The organism is Leptospiraceae bacterium (assembly GCA_025059995.1).
GTDB lineage: Bacteria > Spirochaetota > Leptospiria > Leptospirales > Leptonemataceae > SKYB61.
This window is the reverse complement of the sequence record JANXCF010000003.1, coordinates 350,969-375,420: the sequence shown is the minus strand read 5'-3', so window position 1 is coordinate 375,420 and position 24,452 is coordinate 350,969. Positions and strand designations below refer to the sequence as shown.

The window sequence follows — 24,452 nt, the reverse complement described above, 5'->3', positions numbered from 1 at the left end:
AAGTAATTATAATTGATATTCGTCAAAAAAGCGAATAAGAAAAATAAAAGAATAAGAATCAAAAAGAATTTAAATTTATTTAGAAAATTTATAAATTTTTTTATGTTTGTCATAATTGTTTGATTTTTTCATTCTATTTTGAGTGTCAATTAATAAAAGCTCTTCAGTTTGATTTCTACTTAGTATTCAAAATCAAAAACACTTGATAAAGATAGAAATATTCGTATTGTGTAATATATGAAAAAGCTGTTAGGAATTAATCCGACTACAGAAGAAATCATATGGGAGTATACAGCACATACCCAAAAAGAAATTATAGAAATTGTTGAAAAATCACATCGAGCTTTCCATCAATGGAGAAAAATTCCTTTAAAAGATCGCTTGGAGAACATCAAAAATCTTGCTCAGAACTTAAGGCAAAACAAAAGGAAATACGCTGAACTTATCACAATCGAAATGGGAAAACCAATAACCGAAGCCATTGCGGAAATTGAAAAATGTGCCTTGCTTTGTGAATTTTATTACGAAAATTCTGAAGAATATTTATCACCTCAAACTCGAAAGGGAGCATTGAATCATGCTAAAGAGAATTATGTTGTTTTTGAACCATTAGGAGTGATTTTAACTATCATGCCTTGGAATTTTCCTTTCTGGCAAGTGTTACGATTTAGCATTCCTACTTTGATTGCAGGAAATACAGTGATTTTAAAACATTCTCCGAACGTTTCTCGAATCGCTTTAGTTTTAGAGAAGATTATGTTAGAAAGCGGTATGATGGAAAATGTATTTCGTTCCATTCTTGTTCATCAAGATGATGTTTCTGAGGTTACAGAACTCATTTTGTCTATGCCACAGGTTCAAGGTGTGAGTGTGACGGGAAGTGTTCGAGCAGGGAAATCCGTTGCTCAAATCTCTGGAAGATACATAAAAAAATCCGTGTTGGAATTAGGAGGATCAGATCCTTTTATTGTTCTAGATGATGCAAATATCGAAGAAGCAGCATCCACAGCTGCATTAGCTCGCTGTCAAAATACAGGACAAAGCTGTATTGCTGCTAAGCGTTTTATCATCATGGACTCTATTTACGATAAGTTTATGGAATTGTTCTTACAACAAATGGAATTGTATTCCCAGAACATTGGCGATCCTCTAAAAGAAACGACAAGAATTGGACCCATAGCAAGACGGGATTTACTTGAGAATATAATTCATCAAGTCGATGAAGCGGTAAAAAAAGGAGCAAAGGTTCTGCTTGGTGGTGAACGCCCGAATATACCTAAGGGTTTTTTTTATCGCGTAACAGTGTTAGAAAATATCCATCAAGATATGCCTATTTATCGAGAAGAAATATTTGGACCAGTTGCTATGGTCTTTCGTGCTAAAAATTTAGAAAATGCTTTACATTTGGCAAACGATACTTATTTTGGACTTGGAGTGTCAATTTGGACTACAGATTACAAAAAAGTAAAAAACATCATGCCGGAATTATTTTTTGGAAATGTTTTTGTGAATGGTATGGTGAAGTCTGATCCTGGGTTTCCTTTCGGAGGCGTAAAAGAATCTGGCTATGGAAGAGAACTTTCTTTAGAAGGGATTCGAGAGTTCACAAATATCAAGACAATAAGAATCTACTAAAATGCAGTTAGCTCTCGATTTTATCAAAGAAATCTTTCAGTTGGGACCTGTTGTTATTTTTGTTTGGAGAAATGAAGAAAAATGGCCAGTTGATTTTGTAACAGAAAATGTGGTAGATTTGACGGGTTATACTTCTCAAGAGTGGTTGGAAAGAAAAGTTTTATATTCAGATGTCATCCATGAAGAGGATTTGGAAAGATTCAAAGAAGAAATCCGAATGTTTAGTTATGAATTTAAGTTAAAAAGATGGAAGCATAAGACTTATCGCTTTAAAAAAAAGAATCAAGAGATTATTTGGGTAGATGATCATAAAATCTGTTTTTATAATCAAAATCATGAACCAGAGATATATGTTGGGTATTTGATTGATGTATCCTGTCAGTTTCGACTACAAGAAAGAATTAAAAATGAATTAGAAAAGTATATTTCTTTTTTTGAGAAACATTCTGTTCACATGTTGATAGTGGATCCGGAAACGAGTTCGATTGTTGAAGCAAATACGTCAGCAGAAAATTTCTATGGATTTACTAAAGAAAGACTAAAAAACAAAAATTTACTGGATTTCTTTGTAATACCTAAAGAAGAACTTGAATTAAAAATACACCAAGCAGCTTTGAATCTCCTAAATTATTTTTTGATTCCTCAAAGATTGGCTGATGGTTCAATGAAAGAAGTAGAGATTTTTTCCTCAGTGGTTGAGGTTCAAAAGAAGAAATATCTTTTTTTTATTATTCATGATATTACAGAAAAATTGAAGCTCCAACGAGAACGAGAAATGGAAGAAATTCATCAGCGTTTGGAAACTTTTTTCACTCAAGAAATTCATAAGCGAATCTCACTTTATAAGAGGTTTCAGTTATTATATAACCAGAGATTATTTGGAATTGGAATCATTAGGAATAATAGGATCATTGAGTGTAATAATTATTCAGAAGAAATATTAAAAGCGCCTATTCGAAAGTTAAGAAATTTAGATTTTACAGATTTATTAGACTTTATTGATAATGGATTTAAAGGTTTTGAAGCCAACGAAGAACCTCGTTTCTGGGGTGTTCGATTGGGAAATTCGCCAGAGCGATTTTTTTACTTATTTTTGTACCCAATTAATGGAACAAGAAATTCTAAAGAATCACTTGCAATTTTTTATGAAGTTACTGATCTTATAAAAGTCGAAAAAGAAAAAAAAGAAAAAGAACAGATGTTTTTATATCAATCAAAATTAGCTGCGATTGGGGAAAGTTTGAATATCATAGCTCACCACTGGAGACAACCTTTAAATAACATCACTTTGATGCTACAATATATAATGTATCACTCAAAAAAAGAGATGCATACAGGTTTAGATTTACAATCAATTTTAGAAGCAACTTTACAAGAAATTCAATTACTCTCAGACACAATCAATGATTTTAAGAGCCTTTACGAGTGGGATCAAGAAAAAACTGAATTTAGTGTAAGAAATGAATTATTCTCAGTTTTGGAATTTCTGAAGGTACCATTGGAAATTTCGAATATACAATTTATAATTAATAACGATGAAGATTTTATGGTTTTTGGATATAAAAATTTATATAAACAAGTCATGCTACATATTTTAAACAATTCAATGGAAGCTATTCTAGAATGTCGCAGAAAAATTCAAAATCATGTAGGAATCATTAAAATTGACATTTTTTCAAAAACCAGAGAAATAAGAATTTGGGATAATGGAAGGGGTTTCCCAAAAGAGGTTCTAGAAAGGCTATTTCAACCCTATAATACAACGAAAAAGCTGGATGGTAAGGGTCTGGGACTTTATTCATCATATTTGATTTTGAAAAAATGAATGGTAGTTTACATTGTGATAATTTCATATTTGATGGCTGTTTGGGAGCCATGGTGATTGTTCGTTTTTAGGGTTTATGCAGTTTGATCCAAAGATTTTAGAAATTTCAGACGAAGTCAAAATCTTAATTGTTGAGGATAGTAAAGTAGCATTGGATTATTTAAAAAAGATATTAGAATTAGAATTTAATTCTATTTACACTGCAGAAGATGGTGAAATTGGACTTCTAAGATTTAAAGAAATCCTTCCTGAGATTGTGATTACCGATATTCGAATGCCAAGTATGGATGGTTTGAAAATGATTGAACACATGAAAGCAATAAAAGAAGACTTTTATCCAATTGTACTTACAGCATATGAAGAAAGGGAAATTTTAAAAGAGTCTATTGATAAAAGAGTTTATAAATATTTAGTTAAACCAGTTGTTATTTCTGAACTATATGAAATATTACATGAAATCAAAACCCAAATTCTTTTGAATCGAAAAATTCAGTTTCAAAATAATTTGATTAATAAGATTTTTAGTTCGTTAGAATGTATTGTTTCTGTCAGTAATGGTAAAGAGTTGTTTGCTTTAAATACTTATGGGTTAGATTTCTTGGGTTTTAAAAGCCTTTTAGATTTCAAAAGCCATTATAAATGCATTTGTGAGTTCTTCATTGAAAAAGAAGGTTATATACACAATCATGAAAACTGGTTAAATGAAGTATTGGAATTACCAGTTGAGAAACGAAAAGTAGTCATGAGAAATCCAAAAACCAATGAAGAACATGTGTTTTCAGTTTCAGCGAAGTGGATGGAATCAGATAAATATTTTGTTACCTATTACGATATTACCATACAAGAGAAACAAAAAGAGGTTTTAAAGCGTGTAGCAAGTGTAGATTTTTTGACAGGAATATATAATCGACAATATTTTCATAATTTTCTCAATTTTCATATCGAAAAGCATAAACGTTATAAAGACTCAAAAACCTTTGGTATTTTACTTTTGGATATTGATCATTTTAAAAAAGTCAATGATCAATATGGACACTTGATTGGAGATGAGGTTTTGAAAGAATTTTGTCGGGTAATAAGTTTCAATATCCGAAAATCCGATTTATTTGCAAGATGGGGGGGTGAAGAATTCATCATCCTTGCACCTGAGATAAACTACGATCACCTTGTTATGTTTGGTGATAAAATACGAACGTTGATTGAAACTCATTTTAGAAGTATTGATTTACCGACTATCACAGTGAGTGTTGGAATTTCACTATTTCAAGAAAATGATGATATTAATTCCTTTCTAAAAAGAGCAGATGAAGCATTGTATCTTGCCAAATCAAAGGGAAGAAATCGCGTGGAGATTTTGTAAAAAAAGCCACTTCTCATTCGAAAGAAGTGGCACGAAGTTTTTAATTTAGAGGAATAATTCTTACTTCTACCCTACGATTGGCAGGGCTTGCTCCTGTTCCATCCAAAGGTCGGTCCCAAGCCCAACCTTTTACTTCTGCAACTCGATTAGAAGGTAGATTCAATGCATTTGCAACGGTTTTAGCTCGATCTTCGCTAAGTTTTTCATTGAATTTTCGATTTCCTGTTTTGTCGGTGTGTCCCCAAATTCTTACAGCGGTTTCTGGGTAAGCCTCCAGAGCTTCTTTGAGTCTTGCTACATTCTCTTTTGCAACACCTTGAAGTTCAGCACTTCCCACCTGGAAGTTGATATCCCCATCCATTTTTACAAGAAGTTCTTTCGTTTCTCCTTTTTCATCGGGGATTTTTTCTAGATTAATGCCTCTTGCTCCGAACTGATTTTGGATGTCATCATACATTAAGTCTAAATAGAGTCCAGTTCCTAATCCAGCCAAACATCCTGCAGCTAAACCAACAATCTTCCCTTGATTTTGTTCTTTTCTTTTCTTCAAAACGGCAAAGAAATCCTTTCTTCTTTGCTCTGATTCTCTTTTTCTTTGAACCTCATCATAGATGGCTCCTAATGCTAAACCAGCACCACAACCTATAGCAGTAGAGATAAGGGTTTGCTTACCAATTTTCTCAGCTGTTTGACAGTGAGAAAAAATCAAGGGAATACCAAAAATACTTACCAAAAACAAACCAATCGTTTTTTTGAAAGGAATTATTTTTTCCATGAAAATATCAAAACTGAGTTTATGAATTTTTGTCAATAAAAACTTGATTTTTTTTGAAGCGATTATAAACCTTATCAGAATGCATAATGAAATTTCAGTCTATTTTAGTGGGATTTGTGGTTCTGGAATGAAACCTTTAGCACTTTTAGCAAGTAAAATGAAATATAAAGTATATGGTTCTGATATTTTATTGAATGATTTAAATCACAATTGTTACAAAATTTTGAATGCTTATCAAATTGAATGTTTTGGACATCCAAATTTAGAAGTCTTAAAAAATTGCGATTATTATGTGTATAGTTCTGCTATATCAGAAAATCATCCAGAAAGGCAATTTGCTTCTGAACTTGCAAGTAAAGGAGAAATTCAACTATTCCATCGAATGGATTTTTTGAATTTTCTATTACAAAATCACGAGAATCAAATCGCTGTTGCGGGAACCCATGGTAAAACCTCTACAACATCTATGATAAGCTGGATTTTGATGAACTTGTGTTTGAATCCAACTATTATCGTGGGTGGTTACCCCAAATTTCTCCCTCAAGGATTTCATAGTGGAAATAACATCTCTGTTTATGAAACCGATGAGTCTGATGGTTCGTTTTTAAAATCGAATGCAAATTATAAAATCATTTTAAATATAGATACAGATCATTTAAACTATTATCAAAGTTTTGAACGGCTTACCAAAGCTTTTTTTGATTTTTCTAAAAATGCTATGTATAGCATAATCAACAATGATGACTTAGAACTACAGAAATTTCCCTACAATGTCGAAGAAAAATTTTATATAGGTTTTGGGACAAAAAAGCCAGATCACAATCTCTATCGTTATTTTTTTTTAGGTATTTATCAAGGAGATATACTACGTATCAATTTGTTCAAAAACCAGAATTTGATTTATGACTCTAAGAACGAAGGAATTCATTTTCGTTTTCCGGGAAAACACTTTTTGAAAAATGGCTTGGGTGCTATTGCTACTGTATATTCATTACTGTTGGAGTATCCTGGACTATCTTATAGGTCTTTGGGAAATGAAATACAGAATCCACATTCCATGAATTATTTAATCAGAATTTTGAATCGTTTCTCGGGAGTCGAAAGAAGAATGGATTTGATTGATAACGTAAATGGAATTGATATTTACGATGATTATGGTCATCATCCGACTGAAATTGCTAATGTATTATTATCCATGAAAGAAAGATACAAAAACAAAATCGCTGTTGTCTTCCAACCTCATCGTTATTCACGAACTCTGAGTTTAGCCAGAGATTTTGCGAGAGCTCTGGAATTAGCAGATGAGGTCTACCTTTTGCCACTTTATAGTGCAGGTGAGAGTCCAATCGCTGGTGTTTCATCAGAGTTGATTGGTAGGTTTATCAGAAAAAAGGTTCATTACTTAAGGGATAATGAATTCGAGATTTTATTTTATCAAAATTACAATTGCATTGTTTTCATGGGAGCTGGGAATATTTCCTATCAAATAAGAACGTTTTTACAAAAAATTCACTTGTTAAAAAATAAATAATTTGCGAAATTTTTTGTTAACAATAAAATTTTTTAATATTTAAGTGATTTTTTAAGTTTTCTTTGTATTATTTATACGAAAAATGATTTGTCTTCTTAATAAAATGAGGCTATTTGTTTTTTCCAACAGAAATGAAGAATAAAAATTTTGTTGTAAAGATTTTTGTTTCTTTGAGTTTTTTAGTTATTGGTTCATTTATCGTATTATTCTCATTTTTTTTTGATGATGATAAAAACATTGAGGAGGCAGACCTTCAGTTTCTACTCCAAAAGAAAAATTTTTGTATACTTAAAATCACAGAAAATTTAGAAAATATCATATATTTTACTAGTCAATCTCAATTCGTACAGAAAGAGGAGTGTATCAACCGAGATATCGTTGAAACAATACCGATTCTCATTATAGAAGAAAGTAACCAAGAAAATCAAGAAGAAATACATCAATTCCTTAATAATTATAAAAAAATGATCAACTTAAATCCCTCTTTGTTGTTTTGGTTATCAGACATCAGATATAAAGTAAATAAATGGGAATTTTTTCTTGCTAAAAAGAATATTCGTTTGGAATTAAATGACTTTTATGACCAAAATTGGATGGAAAAAATCCTTTCAATGATTGTCTTTTTGATAGATAATAAAGTTAGAGAAGCTTATGTAAATCTTCATAAGGATGACACACATTTAATCATTACTGGTGAGTTATGAATACTTTATTTTGTGCTGTAGATATCGGTTCTTTTTCTACTAAATGTGTTATTGCTGCGATAAATACCTACAAAAAGATAGAAGTTCTGGGGTTTAGCAATGTATTATCAGAAGGAATAAAAAATGCAGAAATTATCAATATTGAAAAGGCAATAGCTTCTGTTAAAGCATCCATAAGTGAAGCTACTAAGATGAGTGGGATTACAAAAATTCATCGTGTAGTTGTGAATATATCTAGTAGCAAAATCAGAAGTGAAAGTTCAATTGGGATTTGTTCCATATCGAATGAAGACCGCATCATCACAGATGAAGATGTGGATAGAGCTATCCAGAATGCGAAAGAAATCCAAATACCTTCAGAATACAGTATTTTGCATATTCTATCAAGAGAATATTTGATTGATCGAAAAATGCGAGTTCCTAATCCTTTGGGGATGGTTGGTTCTCGATTAGAAGCAGATGTTCTTATCATTATATCACCTATTAATTTGATAAAAAACATTTACAAAATTTTTCAGCATTTAGACTTAGAAATAGATCACTTAGTTCTGAATGCCATTGCTTCATCTGAAGCAGTAATAAAAGAATCAGAAAGAAATTCGAATTTTATTGTGATTGATATTGGTCATGAAACTACTGATGTAGCTGTGATAAATCATGGAAGTTATATGTATACTTTTTCAATTCCTTTGGGGGGATATCATTTCACCTCTGATTTAGGAAGTGCTTTTAAATTACCTACGTTCATTTCAGAAATTTTAAAAAAACGTGATGGTATTGCGTTCAACGATGACATAGATCCAACAAAAAAAGTCGAAATTCCATCAAGCCCTGGAGGTACTAAAAGGTTTGTGTATTTGAAAGATATAGCCATGGTTTTAGAAGCAAGAGCAGAGGAACTTTTTGAGATAATTTACAAAATCATACACAAAAAATTGGATAAAGATAAGCAAAATTTTTCTTTTGTGGTCTTAACTGGAGGCGGTAGTCTTCTTGTAGGTTTGGATAAAATTGCTGAGAAAATATTTGGTATCCCTTCAAAAATAGGAAAGCCTGTTGAAATCGAAGATGTGTTTAATGAAGTAGCTTCTCCTGAATTTTCAACGGCTATGGGACTCATCAAGTTTATGTCAAAACATATAATGTTCGAAAGATTAGATAAAGCTCACGATTCTAATAAAACTCCCAAGAAAGATACAAAAATAAAAGGTATCTTTCGACACCTTTTTGGTTGAAAAAAAAAGCATTAATAAAATAATCATTCGTTCATAGGAGAAAATTATGATTGAATTAGATCAAGACAGAAATCCACCTGCTATCATTAAGGTCGTGGGGGTTGGCGGGGGCGGTTCCAATGCTGTGGATCGAATGATCACCAATCAATTACAATTTGTAGAATTCATAGCAATCAATACCGATGAGCAAGCACTCAGTCATTCTAAGGCTCAAAACAAACTTGTCATAGGGAAAAAGATCACGATGGGACTAGGAGCTGGGGGTGATCCGGAAATCGGACAAAGAGCGGCAAAAGAAGATCGAGAAAAAATCGCAAAACTATTAGATAATGCGAACATGGTCTTCATCACAGCAGGGATGGGAGGAGGAACAGGCACAGGAGCTGCTCCCATTGTGGCAGAAATAGCAAAAAGTTTGGGAGCTCTAACAGTTGCTGTTGTGACTTTACCATTTGTTTTTGAAGGAAAGGTGCGGGAAAAAAACGCCAAAATGGGGATTGAAGCTCTAAGACAGGTTGTAGATACTTTGATTGTGATCAAAAATGATCAAATTTTCCAAATCATTGAACCGAATACTCCTGCCAAGAAAGCCCTAAAGATCATTGATGAGATCCTTTATAATGCTGTAAGGGGAATTTCGGATATCATCAACAAAGCAGGTATTATCAATGTTGATTTTGCAGATGTAAAAAATATCATGAAGTCTTCTGGAGAGGCTGTTTTAGGTTTTGGAAGAGGAGTAGGAGAAAATAAAGTTCGAGATGCTGTCAATCAGGCAATGAACAATGTGCTTTTGGAAAATCCTGATATTTCTGGGGCAACGGGAGTTTTGTTGAATGTGATTGGAGGACGGGATTTATCTTTACAGGACTGGAAGGATGTATCAGAATATATCACGAAAAACGTGGATCCAGAAGCCAATAAAATCATCGGACTAACCATTGATGAAAACTTAGAAAACGAAGTTCAAGTGATCGTGATTGCAACTGGGTTCAAAAAACGAACCAAAGCTGGAAAGCCTCAAGAAGTTATCATCAACCAGCAAGAAAAGATCTTCACCAAAAAAGACGAAATCCAACCTCAAGAACGAAAATTAACTACTCAAAAAGAACCATATCCTTATCGAAGGAGTTTGGAAAATCAACAAACGATAAATGTGAAGAATTGGGAATCTCAATTCCAAAAAGAAGAAGAAACACTTTATACATTGAATTTTGTGAATGAACAACCATCTTCAAAGAATTTCAAGAAAGAACTTATTCCAAAAGAAGAAGTAATTGAAGCCTACATTCCAGAAAAAACCAAAAAGAAACTTTATTTCAACACAGATGATGATTTCATCGAATGGGATTTCGAGGAGCTGAAAGAACCAGCCTACTTACGAAGAAAAAAAGTCGATGGAAGTCATAAGTGGATGTGATTTACGGCATCGGAAATCCTTCCGTTGATTTTGATGATGATATAGTTAGTATAATTCATTATATCTTTACGAAATTTGATTACGTATTTGGCGGCTTTCAGTAGATTGCTTTCTAAGAGTTTGTCTTCGAGTTCTTTTATAGAGTCTTCGATATCAATCAGGACGTGTTTGATTTCTCGAAAAATTTCGTTAACTTGTATCAACTTGTTTTCTGGAATGGTTTTTTTGGAGATTTCTTCTGGATAATCTGAAGTGATAACATTCACATATTCTTCAATCTCAGAGATGAGTTCTTTGATTTCATTTGTGTATTCGCTTTCAATTTCGGAAAAGATTTCTTTGGTCGTGTATGCCCTCAAACGATTTTCCAGCTTTTTTAATTGTTCTTTTAAGCTATTTTTGATGGATAAAATTCCCAAATACTTTCTTGTGAAGGACTGAACGTTCACAAAGTCTCTTCCCAAGTAAAGTTTATCTTTATAGTTATGAGGAAGTTCATCAGGATGTATGGTATAAACTTTCAATTCGAAGTGATTTTTGTGATTTGCTTCGGGAACAAATCGGCAGATAAGAAGATAATTATTGTTTTCGATAAAATAAGAATTTGTTTCAATCAGAGCTGAGTAAATGGCTAAGTTATATATAATATATTCTTTTAGTTTAGATAAAAACCTGTGTTCTTTTTTTAGGGACTCAATCTGAGCGTATTCTTCATCAGAAATGTCTTCATTACTAACAAAATAAACTTGATAATCTGGCGTTAGGATCATTCTTCCTTTCTTTAAAAAGAATTCTAAGTGAATGTTTTCTAAAATGAACTTTTGGAATTGATCCAGATGAAAATGATGAAATTTTAAATCCATGATTTGCTTCAATACAGGGATATTTTTCATTGTTTTTTAGTTTATCTTTAATTTCTTAATGTCAATTCATATTTGTAAATATTTAGAAAAAATTATAAATAGATTTGATTTTGTAAAAGCATTCCGTCCCCGTAGCTATAAAATCTATACCTTTCTTTGATGGCTATATCGTATGCTTGTTTTAGAAATTCCTTTCCGCCGAAAGCACAGACGAGCATAAAAAGTGATGAGGCAGGAAGATGAAAATTCGTAATCAGATATTCCGTCGATAAAATCAAATCAGGTGGTTTTAGAAACAATTTTGTTGAGAATTTGCCTGCTTGAAATTGCTGGAATTTTCTGAAGTTATCTTCTAATGCTCTGAGGGTCGTGGTTCCCACAGCAACTATGGGAAATTTTTTGTGGTTTTCGTTTAGAATCTGAGCTACTTCATTGGGGATTTCATAGGGTTCTTCGTGTAATTCTTTTGTTTTCAGTTCTTTCTCTGTTAATGGCGAAAAAGTTCCATAACCAATATGAAGGGTGATGAAAAGAATTATATGTTTTTTATAAAGTTTGTTAAGTAAATGTTCTGTGAAGTGTAAAGAAGCTGTTGGTGCAGCAACACTTCCCGGTTTTTCGGCAAAAATGGTTTGGTAGTAAATCTTGTCTATTTCATTGGCTCTTCGCTTCAAATAAGGTGGAATTGGAGGTTCTCCATATCGAAGAAAAAAATTTTCAGCTGAAGAGATATCGATCATGGCTGGATGTTGGTTCATCCAACAACTGACGTAATAAAACCGCTCTTCTTTTTTTTCTATTATGAAGGTATATTCTCCGAGTTTAAGTTCTTCTTTTAGTGAGAGTTTACTTCCTTTTCGGATAAGACACTTCCAGAGATTGTTTTCTATTGGTTCTAAAAAAAGAACCTCGAAGGTTTTCTGGGTTTTTTTTCTTTTTAGAAAAACTCTTCTTTGAGAAACTTTTGTGTTGTTGAAAACCAAAATGGATTTTTCGGAAAGATATTTATCAATATTAGCGAAAATATCATGCTGGATGGTTTGATTTTTGAGGATCATTAGTCTTGCGGAGTCTCTTGGAATTGCTGGGTATTTTGCAATGAGTTCTTCGGGTAAATCAAATCTATATTCGTTTAATTCTTCAATGTGAGTTTCCTTCATCATGCTTATGCGTTTGACTAAGATACTTCCAAAAAAAAAACTTACATTTCAATGAAAATTGAAAATTCATGGAAAAGTATATTTTTACAATGCAAACAAAAGATACTCTTGATTTTTCTTAAATACAAAAATATTTATTTTTCTTTTGGAGTTCTTTTTTTGGTTTTGTTGATAAATTCATTGGAAATCCTTTCTCCCACAACACAAACTTGGGAGTGGAAAAGTAGAAGTGATTTCGAAGATTACTACCATGCATCACTGAGAATTCGAAATCATCAAAGCCCTTACTACGAAGAAAAAATCGAATGGTTTTTGAACCACCAGTCGGAGCTCCCATCCCTCTTAAAAGAAGGAAATTTCCAAAAGCTATATGATTTTTTAAGCCAAATAAAAGGGATTGGAACGTATTTATATCCTCCTCTTTTTGGATTCCTTATCATACCCTTGACGTTTTTTTCTTATGAGGTTGCGGGGATGGTATTTCAGATTTTTCAACTTTTGATTTTGGGAGTTTCTTTGTGGCTTTTGTATCAGCTTGCATATCAATTAGGTGTGAGATCTAAGCGAAAAATTTTGAGGGGGATTTTACTTTCTTTGGTTTTTACATTTCCATACCTCATTCAAAACAGCAGTAATGGAAATATTGGTTTTTTTTTGATCTTCTTTTTGGTCTTGACGTTAAATTTTTTTTACTACTCCAAAAATTTTACCCTTGATTTTGTTTTGGGGGTTTTTGTGGGATTTACCATGATGATAAAAATCATTACGGGTTTTATCGTTTTGTTCTTTTTCATTCAACGACGATATAGTGTCCTATTGGGGACGTTTTTAGGAATTTTTTTGGCTATTTTTTTGCCATCACTTTATTTGGGGTGGGAGAAAAACTGGGAATTTTTTCGTTTTTGGTATGAATTGATCATGGGAACTTATCAAGAATTCGGATTCGTTCGACCCTATACTAACAATCAATCTTTGTCTGGAGCTTTGGGGAAGTTGTTTCTTACTTTCGCTGATTTTAAGCAGCATCTCTATGGTTTACCGTTAGTTCCTCTTTCTTTTGAAACGATAAAAGTTCTCATAACTTCGTTAAATTCTTTTGTATTGGGGGTTCTTTTGGTTTTGAGTTTTGCCTTCTGGATTTTCTCGTTCAAAGATCAAAATTTGACTTTGTATTATTTATATTTTCTTTTTCTTTCTGCTTTGCTCACCTCTGGGATTAGTTGGTATCATACCTTTGGGATTTTGATCGTTGCTTATTTTTTTTATTTTTTGAAGCATGATGAGATACATCATGGATTGTTCGTTTTTCCTTCGATTTTTGTTTGGATTTTGATGTTTCTTCCTTATGGGGTGAGGGATTTTTTTTCGATTTACTCGTTTTTTACGTGGATTAACTTTGGGATTTGGATTTTTCTCGCATTTAAGTTGTTTGGTTCAATCACCTTTGTTGTGAAAAATCAAACATGAAAAAACACCTCGTAGCCTATTTTCCTTTAGGGATAGTTTTTCTTCTTTTTCTTTTGGATAAAATTTTCTTAATAAAAGAAATCCAATTTCTTACCCAAAAAGATCCCACGTTTCTTTATTACCAATATAAAGAAGAACTGATCCAAAAACTTTCACACTCAGAGCCAAAAAAGAAAAACTTAGTGGTAATGGGAAGTTCCCGATTCATGTTTTTTGATTATCAAGAATTCAAAAAGAATTTTCCTGATTGGGAACTTTATAACTTCTCTGTTCCTGTAAACTCACCAGCCTATTATCTTTACATCGTTGAAAAGATTTTGGATGCTTCATCAAAGATTGATTTTGTGGTTTTAGAAACTGATCCTTTTCAATTCAATGAATATTCTCCTGGTTTTCGAAGGTCAAATCTTCCTTATACGTTTGATTTTTCATTTGTGATTCGGTATTTTTCTTTATTCGAAAGGGATGAGGTCAGCGCCTTTTTGGGTTATAACCTTTTTGCAGGAAAGCGTTATCCACCTGATATTTATGTTTTGTGGCAGCGACTCAAAAATCCTCAAGAACCAATCTATCAATTTTTATATCAAGTAGATAGGTTCCAGAGAGAAAACCAAGGGTGTGGGCTTCCTCCCATTCTCAATAAAGAATGGTATATGCGGGATTTAGCAGAAATGGAGATCAGTGCTTACGGAAACATCCTGTGGTTGTATAAAAATTATTCTTTTTCGAAAAGGCAGTGGGAGTTTTTCCAAAGAACCATCGAGCTTATCGAGAAAAACAATATTACATATCTTCTCGTAAAGCCTCCGGTTTCCCCGGTGATGGAGGAGATGCTACAACAAATGGAACAAACCCAAAAAGCCACTCAAATCTGGAAGGAGAAGATGCAAACATTTCTTGAAAAAAGTCAGTTGATGGATTTTAGTTCCAACACAAGGTTTTTCTGTAATACATTTTTTGATGCTACCCATATGTCCATTGAGTGTTATCATTTTGTTTTAGAAGAAATTCTAAAATGGTATCAAAATCGATTGAGAAAGTCTAATCTTCCAAGAAATTGATTGCATGGAAAATCAAGCAACTTTGCCAGAAGAAAAGCCCAAAAAAATAAAATGGTTGTATCTCATACTTGCTTTGATGAGTCTGATTTATATTTTCTTTCCCGAGTTTACGGATGGTATTCCCATTTTGGGTTGGATTGATGAAGGTGTGGCTCTGTTTTTGTTTACGTATGCTTTGAGAAAATTGGGGGTCAATATGCCTTGGATTGAAAAGATTTTATCTTTGATCAAGCGAAAGAAACGTTAATCATAAAGAATCTTGGGAACTCTATTTTTGGTGTCATAAGCAATTTTACAAGAAAACTTTATGGGAGTTTTAGTTTGTTTGTATTTTGCGGATTTATTTCCAAAAATGATTTCTACGTTGGGAAATATAATTTCTTGGATGTGAACTTCTCCTTGGGGTTGGGCTTTACTTGAAAGAAGTAGGATTTCTTTTTGGTTGAGGTAGTTTTCTTGTTTTTGTTGGAGCTTTTGTTTGGCTAATTTGAGTTTTTCGTAATATCTTTTATGTTTTTCTTCTTGAAGTTTTGCTGGTTGGTTTTCTAAGTATTTGATGTTTTTTTCAATCTCAGCAAGAAGGCGAGAGTTCCTTTCAATTTCTTCGTTGATTTTGTTGATTTCTTTAAGGGTTTCGGGTGGGATTCCTACATAGATCAAAGTATGAGGTTCGGCAACAGCTCCGATCCGCTTTGAAATGAGTTTCTGACCACATATAGATTTTCCACCAATCAATTCCCCTCGACCTTGATGGATATGGATTTCTTCTCCTGCAAGAACCTCAGAGTGAAAAATCAAGTCCTCAACATAAACACTTTTTTTAGCATAAACTTGACTATTTTGGATAAATCTTGCATAAATGTTTCCTTCGGCATAAACAAAACCTTGACCTCTCCCCATAATCCCACCATGTAGAATGATATCTCCCTGAGATGACAACTTTACACTACCTACGGATTTTTCGATAATGATGTCTTCCCCTGCTTTGACTTCAAAACCATCTAATATGCGGTTTTTGATATATACGGTTCCAGGAAATTCTATGTTCCCTACGGAGAAATCTACGTTCTCAAGCGTCAAAACAGGTATCACTTGGATTTTGGCATGAGTAAAATCAGAGTTGGTTTGGATTTTTACTTGCCCAGCAATTTTTGCGTAAAGTTTACCATCTATGAGTTCTGTGTTTTCTCCTGCTTCGATTTGAGCACATTTTCCTTCTATGGGTGGGATGGGATTTCCAAAGATGTCAACTCCAGGTTTTCCTTTTATAGGTGGAAGAATCTCAGCTAAGAGATCCTTTTCTTTGCAAACTTGTATCACATTAAGAGCTCGAAGATCTACTTTTCCGTTTGGGTTTTCTTTTGGCTTAGCTCGAGGAAAGGGATCAAAGTAAAACCGTATTTTTCCGTCAGTGCTTTGTTGAGGATCAATTGCCTTAGCAATCAAAAAAGTTTTTTCCCATGTTTCATTTTGAGTGAAGTCTTTGAGTTCTTCTAATTCACGATTGATGATTTTTTCTAAGAGTTCCTCTTGAATGCCAATGATGATTCCTTTTTCTCTAAGGGCTTTCCAGATTTCTTCACTGTTTATCCATTTGCCTTTGTATACGGGTGGTGTGATTTTTAAGTAAGCTGATTTTTTGTCTTCTGAGATCAGGATTTCCCATTTTGCATCTTCGGATTCGGGTTCTTTCCAGTTGCCGAGAGCATGCCACTTACCATCAGCTCTTTCCACAATAGTTTTGACTTGTTCAATGTCATAAGAAATCTCAAATAGTTCTAACCGAGCTTGAACCTCTGAAAGTGTGACCTTTCTTCCCATTTTTGTAGTAGGAGGAAAAACACATAAATAAGCAGTATTTTCTCGATTTTCTATCAAAAAATAACCATCATCATGAGAGTCAAAGGCATTAAAAATTTCTCTTACATCTGTCATAAAACGCATAGGGATTCAAAATCCTGAAAGTAATTGGGGTAGGTTTTCTTCACACAATCAGGGTTAATAATTTCCAGATCGCTTAAAAACGATGCTAAGGAAAATGCCATTGCCATTCGATGGTCATGATATGTTTCAATACGGGGAGTTTTTGGGATTTGCTTTGGTGGATAAATTTTGAGCCCGTCTTTTCTTTCTTCTACGGTAGCTCCGAATTTTTTTAGTTCATTGTGTAAACCTCGGATTCGCTCGGATTCTTTTACTCTCAGATTTTCGACATTATAGATTTCTATGTAGGTTTCGGCAAAAAGCCCTGTGATTGCTAAGGTCATAGCTGCATCTGGCATAGCATTCATATCAATACTCAATCCCTTTATCGGATATAGACGAAAAACTCTAACACTTTGGTGATCAAATTCTACTTTTCCACCTAAGGTCTTGATGACTTCTAAATACTGAATATCTCCTTGGATGGAGTTCAAAGTGATTCCTTTTGTAGATACGGGTCCTGAAAGTAGTCCGGCTGTCCAAAAGTAGGTGGCGGCGGTGGCATCTCCTTCAATCCAAAGGGTCTTAGGGCTTCGATAGAATTGCTTTGGTATGTTAAAATAACGATAGTTTTCATTAATGACTTCCACTTGGAACTTCTTCATCAAGGCGATAGTGATGTCTACGTAGGGTTTGCTCACTAATTCATCTGTGATAAAAATTTCTATTTCTTGAAAAGTCAACGGCGCTGCTAAAAGTAAAGCACTCAAATATTGACTAGAGGTTTTTCCTGAAAGAAAGATTTGATTTTTCCTCCAGCCACCTTTTTGGATTTTGACGGGGGGATAGCCATTTTGGGATTGAATTTCCACACCAATCTGAGATAACGCCTCCACCAAATCCTTGATGGGTCTTTTTCGCATTTGTTCATTGCCATCAATCACGATGTCTTGATGAATTTCTTTTGTAGATAGAATAGCGATGAGGGGGCGTAGAGCTGTTCCCGCATTTTTTAGATTAAAGTAATTTTTTTTGGGGTTCCATTCGGGACTACCTTTGATGAGTAGTTCCTTTGAAGAAAGCTTTTGGATTTCAATACCCAAAAAAGGCAGATTTTCTATCAACACCGAAACGTCCTCTGAGTCTGGAACATTTTGGAGTAGGGTTTCTTCTTCGCAAAAAGAAGAAAGGATCAAAGCTCGATTAGCAATGGATTTGGAGCCAATCAATTCCACTTCACCACGAAACGAGGAAACTTTTGGAATAAATAGAATGTCTTGATCTTGTTCTTGATACTTTTTAAATATAGACATACAAACAAAGTTTTTTTTTTCAACCATAATGGAAATTAAGAAAAATTTTCAAGTTTCCATAAATTCGATAGAAGAAATCTCAGAATTGCAATTAGACTTTCAAAAACTTCAAGAAGTAGCCAAGATTCCCAACATCATGCCAGTAATTGTTCAGGATATCGAAACCAAAGAAGTCCTCATGTTAGCGTATGTCACTCCAGAAGCTTTAAGAAAAGCCATCGAATTAAAAAAAGCAGTATTTTATAGCTCCAAAAGAAAAGAACTTTGGATCAAAGGGGAAACTTCCGGAAATTACTTAGAGCTCCATGAAATCCGTGTCAATTGTGAGCAAAATTCTTTGTTATATTTAGTAAAACCCATAAAAGAAGGAATTTGTCATACCTACCAAAAGGGAACACAAAAGCATCGAAAAACCTGCTATTACCGAAAGATTGAGAATGAACATTTAATTTTTCTTAAAGAATACGAGTAAATGAAATTGCTTGCAAGAAAAAAAATTTCAATTTTATTGTTGTTGTGATTTCTCAAGAATTAACTTCAAAAAAGATACGAATCCCCATCCCATTCGCTATCCCTGTTGAGATTGAAAAAGAACTACCCATTCCTAAGAAAAATCTGAATTCAAGCAGTGTCAGAAAAAGCATAAAAGAAAATTTTTTGAACACTGTTTGTGAAGAGTCATTATGTCCTAATCTCAACCATTGTTGGAGCATGGGAACTGCTACTTATTTGATCATGGGGGATCGTTGCACAAGGAGATGTGGATTTTGTAATATTCAAACAGCAAAACCCCTTCCTTTAGATCCCACAGAACCAATGAGATTAGCGAACTCTGTCCGAGAAATGAAACTAAAACATGTTGTGATTACCTCTGTGGATCGAGATGATTTAAAGGATGGTGGAAGTGCTCATTTTGCTTCTTGCATTCGGGAAGTCAAAAAACAAAATCCTCAAACCACCGTTGAAGTGTTAATCCCGGACTTTAAAGGAAAAGAAGAAAATTTACAAAAGATATGGAATGAAAAGCCCGAAATCATTGCCCATAACATCGAGACTGTTCCTTCGTTGTTTAGAGAAATTTGTCCTCAATCGAATTATCAAATTTCCCTCAAGGTGTTAGAAAGCACTTCAAAAGCAGGTTTTTTAACGAAAACAAGTTTGATTTTAGGTTTAGGAGAAACACTCGAAGAAGTCAAAGAAGTGATACAAGAAGCAAAAGAAAAAGGAGTTCATATACTTGCCATAGGACAGTATTTACCACCTACCCAAAAACATGCCAAACTAAAAAAACTCTATCCTGAAGAGGTGTTTTTTGAACTTAAAGATTATGCCTTAAAATTAGGATATTTGCACGTTGAATCTGGTTCTTTGGTGCGTTCTTCTTATAATGCGGGAATAGGAATCCATGAAATCATCCAACGTTTTTATCACATGAATGCATAAAAGTTCAAAAAAATTTTAAGAATAAGTAAAAAAAGGAATCTAATAACATAGAGGAGCTACTATGAAAAAGAAAAAGATATTTTTGATTTTAATAGTTTTATTATTAAGCTGTGTAGAAAAGAAAGAAAGAATCGATTTAGCGGGATCATGGAATTTACTGACTTCCTTCCAAGATAACTTCAATGGAACCATCATTGATCCTGAAAATAGAATGTGGATGAAGTGTAGTTATGGTCAAGTTTGGGATCAAACAACAAATACATGCACAGGAACTGGTGGGGGAACCACTTTTGGTGCTAAAAGTGTTTCTGCTTGTGCAGTTGAAGGAGGTTGTTTTGATACCTTAAATTTGGAGTTAAATAGTGGTCCTGCATTTTCTGCCTGTGATGATCTTGTATTTGCAGGTTTCAGTGATTGGAGGTTGCCGACGAAAAACGAAATGAGCTACCTTGCCAAGTTGTTTGGGAATCGAAAGACGTTTTTAGTGAGTTTTCCGAATACCCCTGATGATAAGTTCTTTTGGACTAAAAGCATTTCCGAAACAGATCCCAAATTGGCATATGCCATTAATTTTGCTGAAACAGATTTTGGAAAGGAATTTACTCGAACTACAACCACAGTTTTGTATGTCCGATGTGTTAGACCATAAGCGTTTGTCCCTTTTGATATTCCATCGGATTCATAAACTCCTCTCAAAGAACGAATGGATTGGTGATGAAGAAATCCGAACGGAAATCCAGAAGATTTTTGCTGAGCTTCTTCCTTTTGCTAAAGTTGAGCTCACTTTAGAAAAAAAACTGGAGATTCACGTCCAAAACCAAAAGTATGAAGTTGATATTCGAAAGTGGTTGGATGCTCTTTGGATACTTTATGATGAATATTATGAATTTTTAAATCCGCGTTAAAAATTCTTTTTTTTTAAACTATATAAGAAAAACTAACTATCAATTTTTTGGAGGTTTATTTATGAAGCCAATTTATATCCTTGGAGGTGCTCAAACCGATTTCGCTCGGAATTGGACCAAAGAAGGAAAGACCTTTGTATCCATGTTTCGGGAAGTGGTGGAAGATGGCCTACATGAAGTAGGATTGACTTACGAAGAAATCAATCGATTGAACAAAGAAAACCGTATTGCTATTTTTGTGGGAAATTTCGACATGGAACAATACGCCAATCAAGGACATCTGGGAGCATTTTTGACAGAGGTTCATCCGGCTTTTTATGGAGTTCCCGGAGCAAGATATGAAGCTGCCTGTGCCTCTGGTTCAGCGGCGATTGACGCTGCACATACTCATCTTCGTGCAGGTGACTATGATGTTGCTATTGTCGTTGGTATTGAAATCATGAAGACTGTGAGTTCTGTTGTTGGTGGTGATTTTTTAGGAACCGCAGCTTATTATGAAAAAGAATCCAAAGGTATCAAGTTTCCCTTCCCAAAATTATTCGGAAAATTAGCTGATGAAATTATCTATCGATATGGTGATAAATTGGGTGAAGAACGCATCATGGACAATTTAGCTGAAATCTCGAGGATTAATTATGCGAATGCGAAAAGGAATCCCTTGGCTCAAACTAGGACTTGGTTCATGAGTAAAGAACAGGCTTGTTCACGAGGAACGTCTACGAATTCCCTTATTGGAGGTCGTCTGGCTATTTCTGATTGTTCTCAAGTAACAGATGGGGCTGCTATGTTGGTTTTAGCCACACCAGAATATGCGATGGAATTTTCTCGAAGAACGGGTAGACCCAAAAGTAAAATGGCAGTTATCAAAGGCTGGGGTCATCGAGTAGCACCCATCACGTTCGAAGCCAAAATGGAAGAAGCACGAAAAACTCCTTATTTGCTTCCATGGACACGACAAGCAGTTTTAGATGCCTACAGGAGAGCAAAATTGGATATCGACCAAATTGATGTGATAGAAACACATGATTGTTTTACCTCGAGTGAGTATGCATCGATTTCTGCTTTTGGATTAACTGAGCCAGGAGAAGAATACCAAGCGATCGAAGAGGGTGTGATTGACTTTGAGGGTAATCCTAAAAACAAACGAAAGGTTCCGATAAATCCTTCTGGTGGTTTGATTGGAGCGGGTCATCCCGTTGGAGCCTCAGGTGTGCGTATGGTTTTGGATGTTTATAAGCAAGTAACCGATCAAGCGGGTGATTATCAAGTTCCTGGTGCGAAGAATGGTTTAACCTTAAACATTGGAGGGAGTGCGACAACGAATATGACCTTTGTTGTAGGTAGAATCGAAGATTAACCCCCTACTATGAGGGGGATTTTTTATTCGTCTAATTCTGCATCCTCAGCCAAAGCAAGATCAAGAAGAGAAGTAATCATGAAGTCATTCTCAAGAAGGAAACGCCCAGTCTTAGAACACAACGAAGAAGTAATGATTAACCAACCTTTGGGGATAAAAAAACCATCGTCATTAAAATGATTCATGATATTTTTATGCAAGGCTATGAATTTCTTTCCATCCTTCATCATAAAGCGTGTTTTTCTGATCACAGGGTAAATAATTACATCGGGGTCACGAAAGGTCAAAAAATATTGTCTGCCTTTTATGTTGTGTTCTTTGGTAAGTTGAAGTTTTGGATCTCCTTTTTGAAATCGTTGATATAACTCTTTATATTCATCATCTGGTTCAGGAATGGTATTCGATAGAACATATTCATAAAAATCTTTATCTTTCATGGCTTCTAACAAATCATGTCCATTTTTGATTTTGGTTTTAATCTCCATAGTAGCTCCTTGCAGTTGATTGGAGTATATATTTCATTATAAACAACTTTTTGAACTTAAACACAATTTTATGTATAAATTTTTAAATTTTTATTACTTTTATATAGTAAATTGATAAAACATCAAGCTATTTTTTGTTTTATTTATTATTTTTTTATTGTGTATTGCACAAATTTTTAGTGAAATTGAGAGTGAATCTCATTTTCAGTTGACAAAAAACCATACCCTATAAAAATCTATATCAAAATTCTATTTGGAGGTTAAAAGTGAAACAACTCATTTTATTTCTTTTATTAGTTTCATCACTAACCCTTACGTGGGGGCAACAACGTCAAACCATCACAACAGAAGAAAGGATTCGCATATTAGAAGAAGAAATCGAAAAGTTAAGAGGAGAGAAAGCAGCAAAAGAATATAAAAGCTACCAAGGTTTTAGCCCAGCAGCATCAGGGGTTTACTTCGTTGAAGAAGGTCTCACATGGGGTGGCTATGGAGAAATCAAGTATAGAAACTTCAAAAATCCCTATCGGGTAGATCAGTCTGATGTTCATCGCTTTGTTCTCTATGCTGGGTATAAATTCAATGATTGGATTTTACTCAATGCAGAAATAGAATATGTGAACTCAGGTTTTCGAAATGCAGATAACATTGCTTTAGGGGGGACATACACGGGTACAGTGTCTGGGAATCAAGCCTCTGTCAATATTAACAGGACTACCCGTATCCAAGAAGGTAATGTGTTTGTGGAATTTGCTTACATCGATTTTCTCTTTACAGAGTCTTTCCAAGTTGCGGCGGGATTACACTTAGTTCCTTCGGGAATTACAAATATTTTGCATGAGCCTACAACTTTTTACACAGTAGAAAGACCTTACACTGAAACCTTTATTATTCCTTCAACATGGAGGGAACTGGGAGTGATGTTTCATGGTAAGCTTTTGAATGATTTGGTTCTTTATAAAGTTGCAGTTTTGAATGGACTTGAAGGAAACCAAATCAGTGAAAGCACTTGGATTAATCCTGCTAGACCGAGAGGTAGTTTAGCAAAAACAGATCATTTGGCTTATGTTGCATATATGGATGTTTTTCCTATTGAGGGATTGACAATTGGTGGTTCATACTACATAGGCGGTGCAGGGCAGAAAGATTTGGAAAAAGTTGATGTGTTTTCTCGCTTGGATTTTTCTAAAATTCCATTACCACCAGAAGTTAATGCAGCTGGGGCGGCTGCTCCCATAAGAACGATTGCAAGTAGAGTTTTTGAATTTTCTCGAAAAATCAATCCCATTGTAAGAATAGGAGAAGGACACTTACGATTTGAAAAAGATGCATGGTTTTTTCAAGCTCTTATGGCAAGAGGTTGGATTGATGAAGAAGGTGTAAGAGCCATCAATGCAAAAACGAATAGAAACATAGGTTCTACCGTAGAAGGTGCTTACGGTATCATAGGGTTTGATATTGCAAGTTTATTCAATGGAAAATACAAAACCGTGATTTTCTACAAAAACGAATATGTGAACACTCAAAAGCGAACCCTAAGAAACAATGGACAACTCTTCATCGAAACTGAAATAGCCAAAGAATTGAATAACGCAGCAGGTATCCCAGATTTATTTAGATTAACGAATGTAACTCCGAGCTCAGTGGGATTTAGAAATTCCATTTCAGGAGCAGAAGTTCGAACAGAATTAGAAAAATACGGGATTTATGGACTTCCTGATCCCGTCAATAATCGAAGGATACAAACGATTGGTATAGCGTTTTATCCTCATCCTAACGTTTCCATCAAATTAGATTACGAGGACTGGAAGGCAACATCCCACTACTATCAAGATAATGACTTGTTGCGACCCGCAAACAACAACGGTGATATCATCAACGCAGCAGTAACCTTTATTTTCTAATCACAAAAGTTTCCTCTTTTAGGTTTGAGTTCCCTCCAAAATTTTTTTGGAGGGAGCTTTACAAATTGTTCTTGTTTTCTTTATTT

At 34.2% G+C, this 24,452-nt stretch carries 22 protein-coding genes; 16 read left to right on the top strand and 6 right to left on the bottom strand.

The window, feature by feature from the left end; translation table 11 throughout:
* The first annotated feature begins 237 nt into the window (after nt 1-237).
* The 3 genes from NZ853_06310 (at nt 238) to NZ853_06300 (ending at nt 4,820) form a co-directional block, all read left to right on the top strand.
* On the top strand, nt 238-1,635 hold the full coding sequence (locus tag NZ853_06310) for an NAD-dependent succinate-semialdehyde dehydrogenase (GenBank protein MCS7205293.1): 1,398 nt from the start codon (nt 238-240) through the stop codon (nt 1,633-1,635).
* Nucleotide 1,636: 1 nt separating this feature from the next.
* Nucleotides 1,637-3,460: a PAS domain S-box protein gene (locus tag NZ853_06305; GenBank protein ID MCS7205292.1), complete on the top strand. Its 1,824-nt coding sequence runs from the start codon at nt 1,637-1,639 to the stop codon at nt 3,458-3,460.
* A gap of 76 nt (nt 3,461-3,536) precedes the next feature.
* Nucleotides 3,537-4,820 (top strand): diguanylate cyclase, encoded by a 1,284-nt coding sequence (locus NZ853_06300; GenBank protein MCS7205291.1) that lies wholly within the window; start codon nt 3,537-3,539, stop codon nt 4,818-4,820.
* Nucleotides 4,821-4,860: 40 nt separating this feature from the next.
* Here the strand turns inward: NZ853_06300 and NZ853_06295 are convergent, their stop codons facing one another.
* Nucleotides 4,861-5,595, bottom strand: a complete 735-nt coding sequence (locus tag NZ853_06295) for an OmpA family protein (GenBank protein ID MCS7205290.1) — start codon at nt 5,593-5,595, stop codon at nt 4,861-4,863.
* Nucleotides 5,596-5,674: 79 nt separating this feature from the next.
* On the opposite strand from NZ853_06295, the gene NZ853_06290 reads away from it, so the two are divergent.
* The 4 genes from NZ853_06290 (at nt 5,675) to ftsZ (ending at nt 10,485) form a co-directional block, all read left to right on the top strand.
* The gene (locus tag NZ853_06290; protein MCS7205289.1) at nt 5,675-7,126 is read left to right on the top strand and encodes a Mur ligase family protein; all 1,452 of its coding nucleotides are present in this window, start codon (nt 5,675-5,677) and stop codon (nt 7,124-7,126) included.
* A 131-nt stretch (nt 7,127-7,257) separates the two neighbouring features.
* Nucleotides 7,258-7,830, top strand: a complete 573-nt coding sequence (locus NZ853_06285) for a hypothetical protein (protein ID MCS7205288.1) — start codon at nt 7,258-7,260, stop codon at nt 7,828-7,830.
* Nucleotides 7,827-9,065 (top strand): cell division protein FtsA, encoded by a 1,239-nt coding sequence (gene ftsA / locus NZ853_06280; GenBank protein MCS7205287.1) that lies wholly within the window; start codon nt 7,827-7,829, stop codon nt 9,063-9,065. Before NZ853_06285 ends, ftsA begins: the two co-directional genes overlap by 4 nt.
* A gap of 46 nt (nt 9,066-9,111) precedes the next feature.
* Nucleotides 9,112-10,485: a cell division protein FtsZ gene (gene ftsZ, locus NZ853_06275; GenBank protein MCS7205286.1), complete on the top strand. Its 1,374-nt coding sequence runs from the start codon at nt 9,112-9,114 to the stop codon at nt 10,483-10,485.
* Here the strand turns inward: ftsZ and NZ853_06270 are convergent.
* Both NZ853_06270 and queA read right to left on the bottom strand, forming a co-directional pair.
* On the bottom strand, nt 10,470-11,378 hold the full coding sequence (locus NZ853_06270; protein MCS7205285.1) for a hypothetical protein: 909 nt from the start codon (nt 11,376-11,378) through the stop codon (nt 10,470-10,472). The two genes, ftsZ and NZ853_06270, sit on opposite strands and share 16 nt — an antisense overlap.
* 62 nt (nt 11,379-11,440) lie before the next feature.
* Nucleotides 11,441-12,511, bottom strand: coding sequence for a tRNA preQ1(34) S-adenosylmethionine ribosyltransferase-isomerase QueA (gene queA, locus NZ853_06265; GenBank protein MCS7205284.1), 1,071 nt, complete (start codon nt 12,509-12,511; stop codon nt 11,441-11,443).
* A gap of 48 nt (nt 12,512-12,559) precedes the next feature.
* Between queA and NZ853_06260 the strand changes: the two genes are divergently transcribed.
* Genes NZ853_06260 through NZ853_06250 form a run of 3 tightly spaced genes read left to right on the top strand, consistent with a single transcriptional unit; the run spans nt 12,560 to nt 15,283 of the window.
* A complete protein-coding gene (locus NZ853_06260) occupies nt 12,560-13,975 on the top strand; it encodes a DUF2029 domain-containing protein (protein MCS7205283.1) in 1,416 nt (471 codons plus the stop codon).
* Nucleotides 13,972-15,036 carry a DUF1574 domain-containing protein gene (locus NZ853_06255; protein ID MCS7205282.1) on the top strand — a complete coding sequence of 355 codons (1,065 nt, stop codon included), beginning with the start codon at nt 13,972-13,974 and terminating at the stop codon, nt 15,034-15,036. The genes NZ853_06260 and NZ853_06255 overlap by 4 nt, the downstream gene beginning before the upstream one ends.
* A gap of 4 nt (nt 15,037-15,040) precedes the next feature.
* On the top strand, nt 15,041-15,283 hold the full coding sequence (locus tag NZ853_06250) for a hypothetical protein (protein MCS7205281.1): 243 nt from the start codon (nt 15,041-15,043) through the stop codon (nt 15,281-15,283).
* Here NZ853_06250 and NZ853_06245 read toward each other — a convergent pair.
* Together NZ853_06245 and aroA are read right to left on the bottom strand one after the other, a co-directional pair.
* Nucleotides 15,280-16,971 carry a FapA family protein gene (locus NZ853_06245; GenBank protein MCS7205280.1) on the bottom strand — a complete coding sequence of 564 codons (1,692 nt, stop codon included), beginning with the start codon at nt 16,969-16,971 and terminating at the stop codon, nt 15,280-15,282. The genes NZ853_06250 and NZ853_06245 overlap by 4 nt on opposite strands.
* Nucleotides 16,968-18,272: a 3-phosphoshikimate 1-carboxyvinyltransferase gene (aroA, locus tag NZ853_06240; protein MCS7205279.1), complete on the bottom strand. Its 1,305-nt coding sequence runs from the start codon at nt 18,270-18,272 to the stop codon at nt 16,968-16,970. Before aroA ends, NZ853_06245 begins: the two co-directional genes overlap by 4 nt.
* Nucleotides 18,273-18,300: 28 nt before the next feature.
* Here aroA and NZ853_06235 point away from each other — a divergent pair, with 28 nt between their 5' ends.
* The 5 genes from NZ853_06235 to NZ853_06215 all read left to right on the top strand — a co-directional run bounded on the left by NZ853_06235 (nt 18,301) and on the right by NZ853_06215 (nt 21,977).
* A complete protein-coding gene (locus NZ853_06235; protein MCS7205278.1) occupies nt 18,301-18,744 on the top strand; it encodes a phosphoribosyl-AMP cyclohydrolase in 444 nt (147 codons plus the stop codon).
* Between the two features lie 44 nt (nt 18,745-18,788).
* Nucleotides 18,789-19,715 carry a lipoyl synthase gene (gene lipA, locus NZ853_06230; protein MCS7205277.1) on the top strand — a complete coding sequence of 309 codons (927 nt, stop codon included), beginning with the start codon at nt 18,789-18,791 and terminating at the stop codon, nt 19,713-19,715.
* A 61-nt stretch (nt 19,716-19,776) separates the two neighbouring features.
* Nucleotides 19,777-20,364: a DUF1566 domain-containing protein gene (locus tag NZ853_06225; GenBank protein MCS7205276.1), complete on the top strand. Its 588-nt coding sequence runs from the start codon at nt 19,777-19,779 to the stop codon at nt 20,362-20,364.
* Nucleotides 20,342-20,620, top strand: coding sequence for a hypothetical protein (locus tag NZ853_06220; GenBank protein ID MCS7205275.1), 279 nt, complete (start codon nt 20,342-20,344; stop codon nt 20,618-20,620). Before NZ853_06225 ends, NZ853_06220 begins: the two co-directional genes overlap by 23 nt.
* A gap of 61 nt (nt 20,621-20,681) precedes the next feature.
* Nucleotides 20,682-21,977: an acetyl-CoA acetyltransferase gene (locus tag NZ853_06215; GenBank protein MCS7205274.1), complete on the top strand. Its 1,296-nt coding sequence runs from the start codon at nt 20,682-20,684 to the stop codon at nt 21,975-21,977.
* Between the two features lie 23 nt (nt 21,978-22,000).
* Here the strand turns inward: NZ853_06215 and NZ853_06210 are convergent, their stop codons facing one another.
* A complete protein-coding gene (locus NZ853_06210) occupies nt 22,001-22,462 on the bottom strand; it encodes a hypothetical protein (GenBank protein ID MCS7205273.1) in 462 nt (153 codons plus the stop codon).
* Between the two features lie 266 nt (nt 22,463-22,728).
* Between NZ853_06210 and NZ853_06205 the strand changes: the two genes are divergently transcribed.
* Nucleotides 22,729-24,366 carry a hypothetical protein gene (locus tag NZ853_06205; protein MCS7205272.1) on the top strand — a complete coding sequence of 546 codons (1,638 nt, stop codon included), beginning with the start codon at nt 22,729-22,731 and terminating at the stop codon, nt 24,364-24,366.
* Nucleotides 24,367-24,452: the final 86 nt, after the last annotated feature.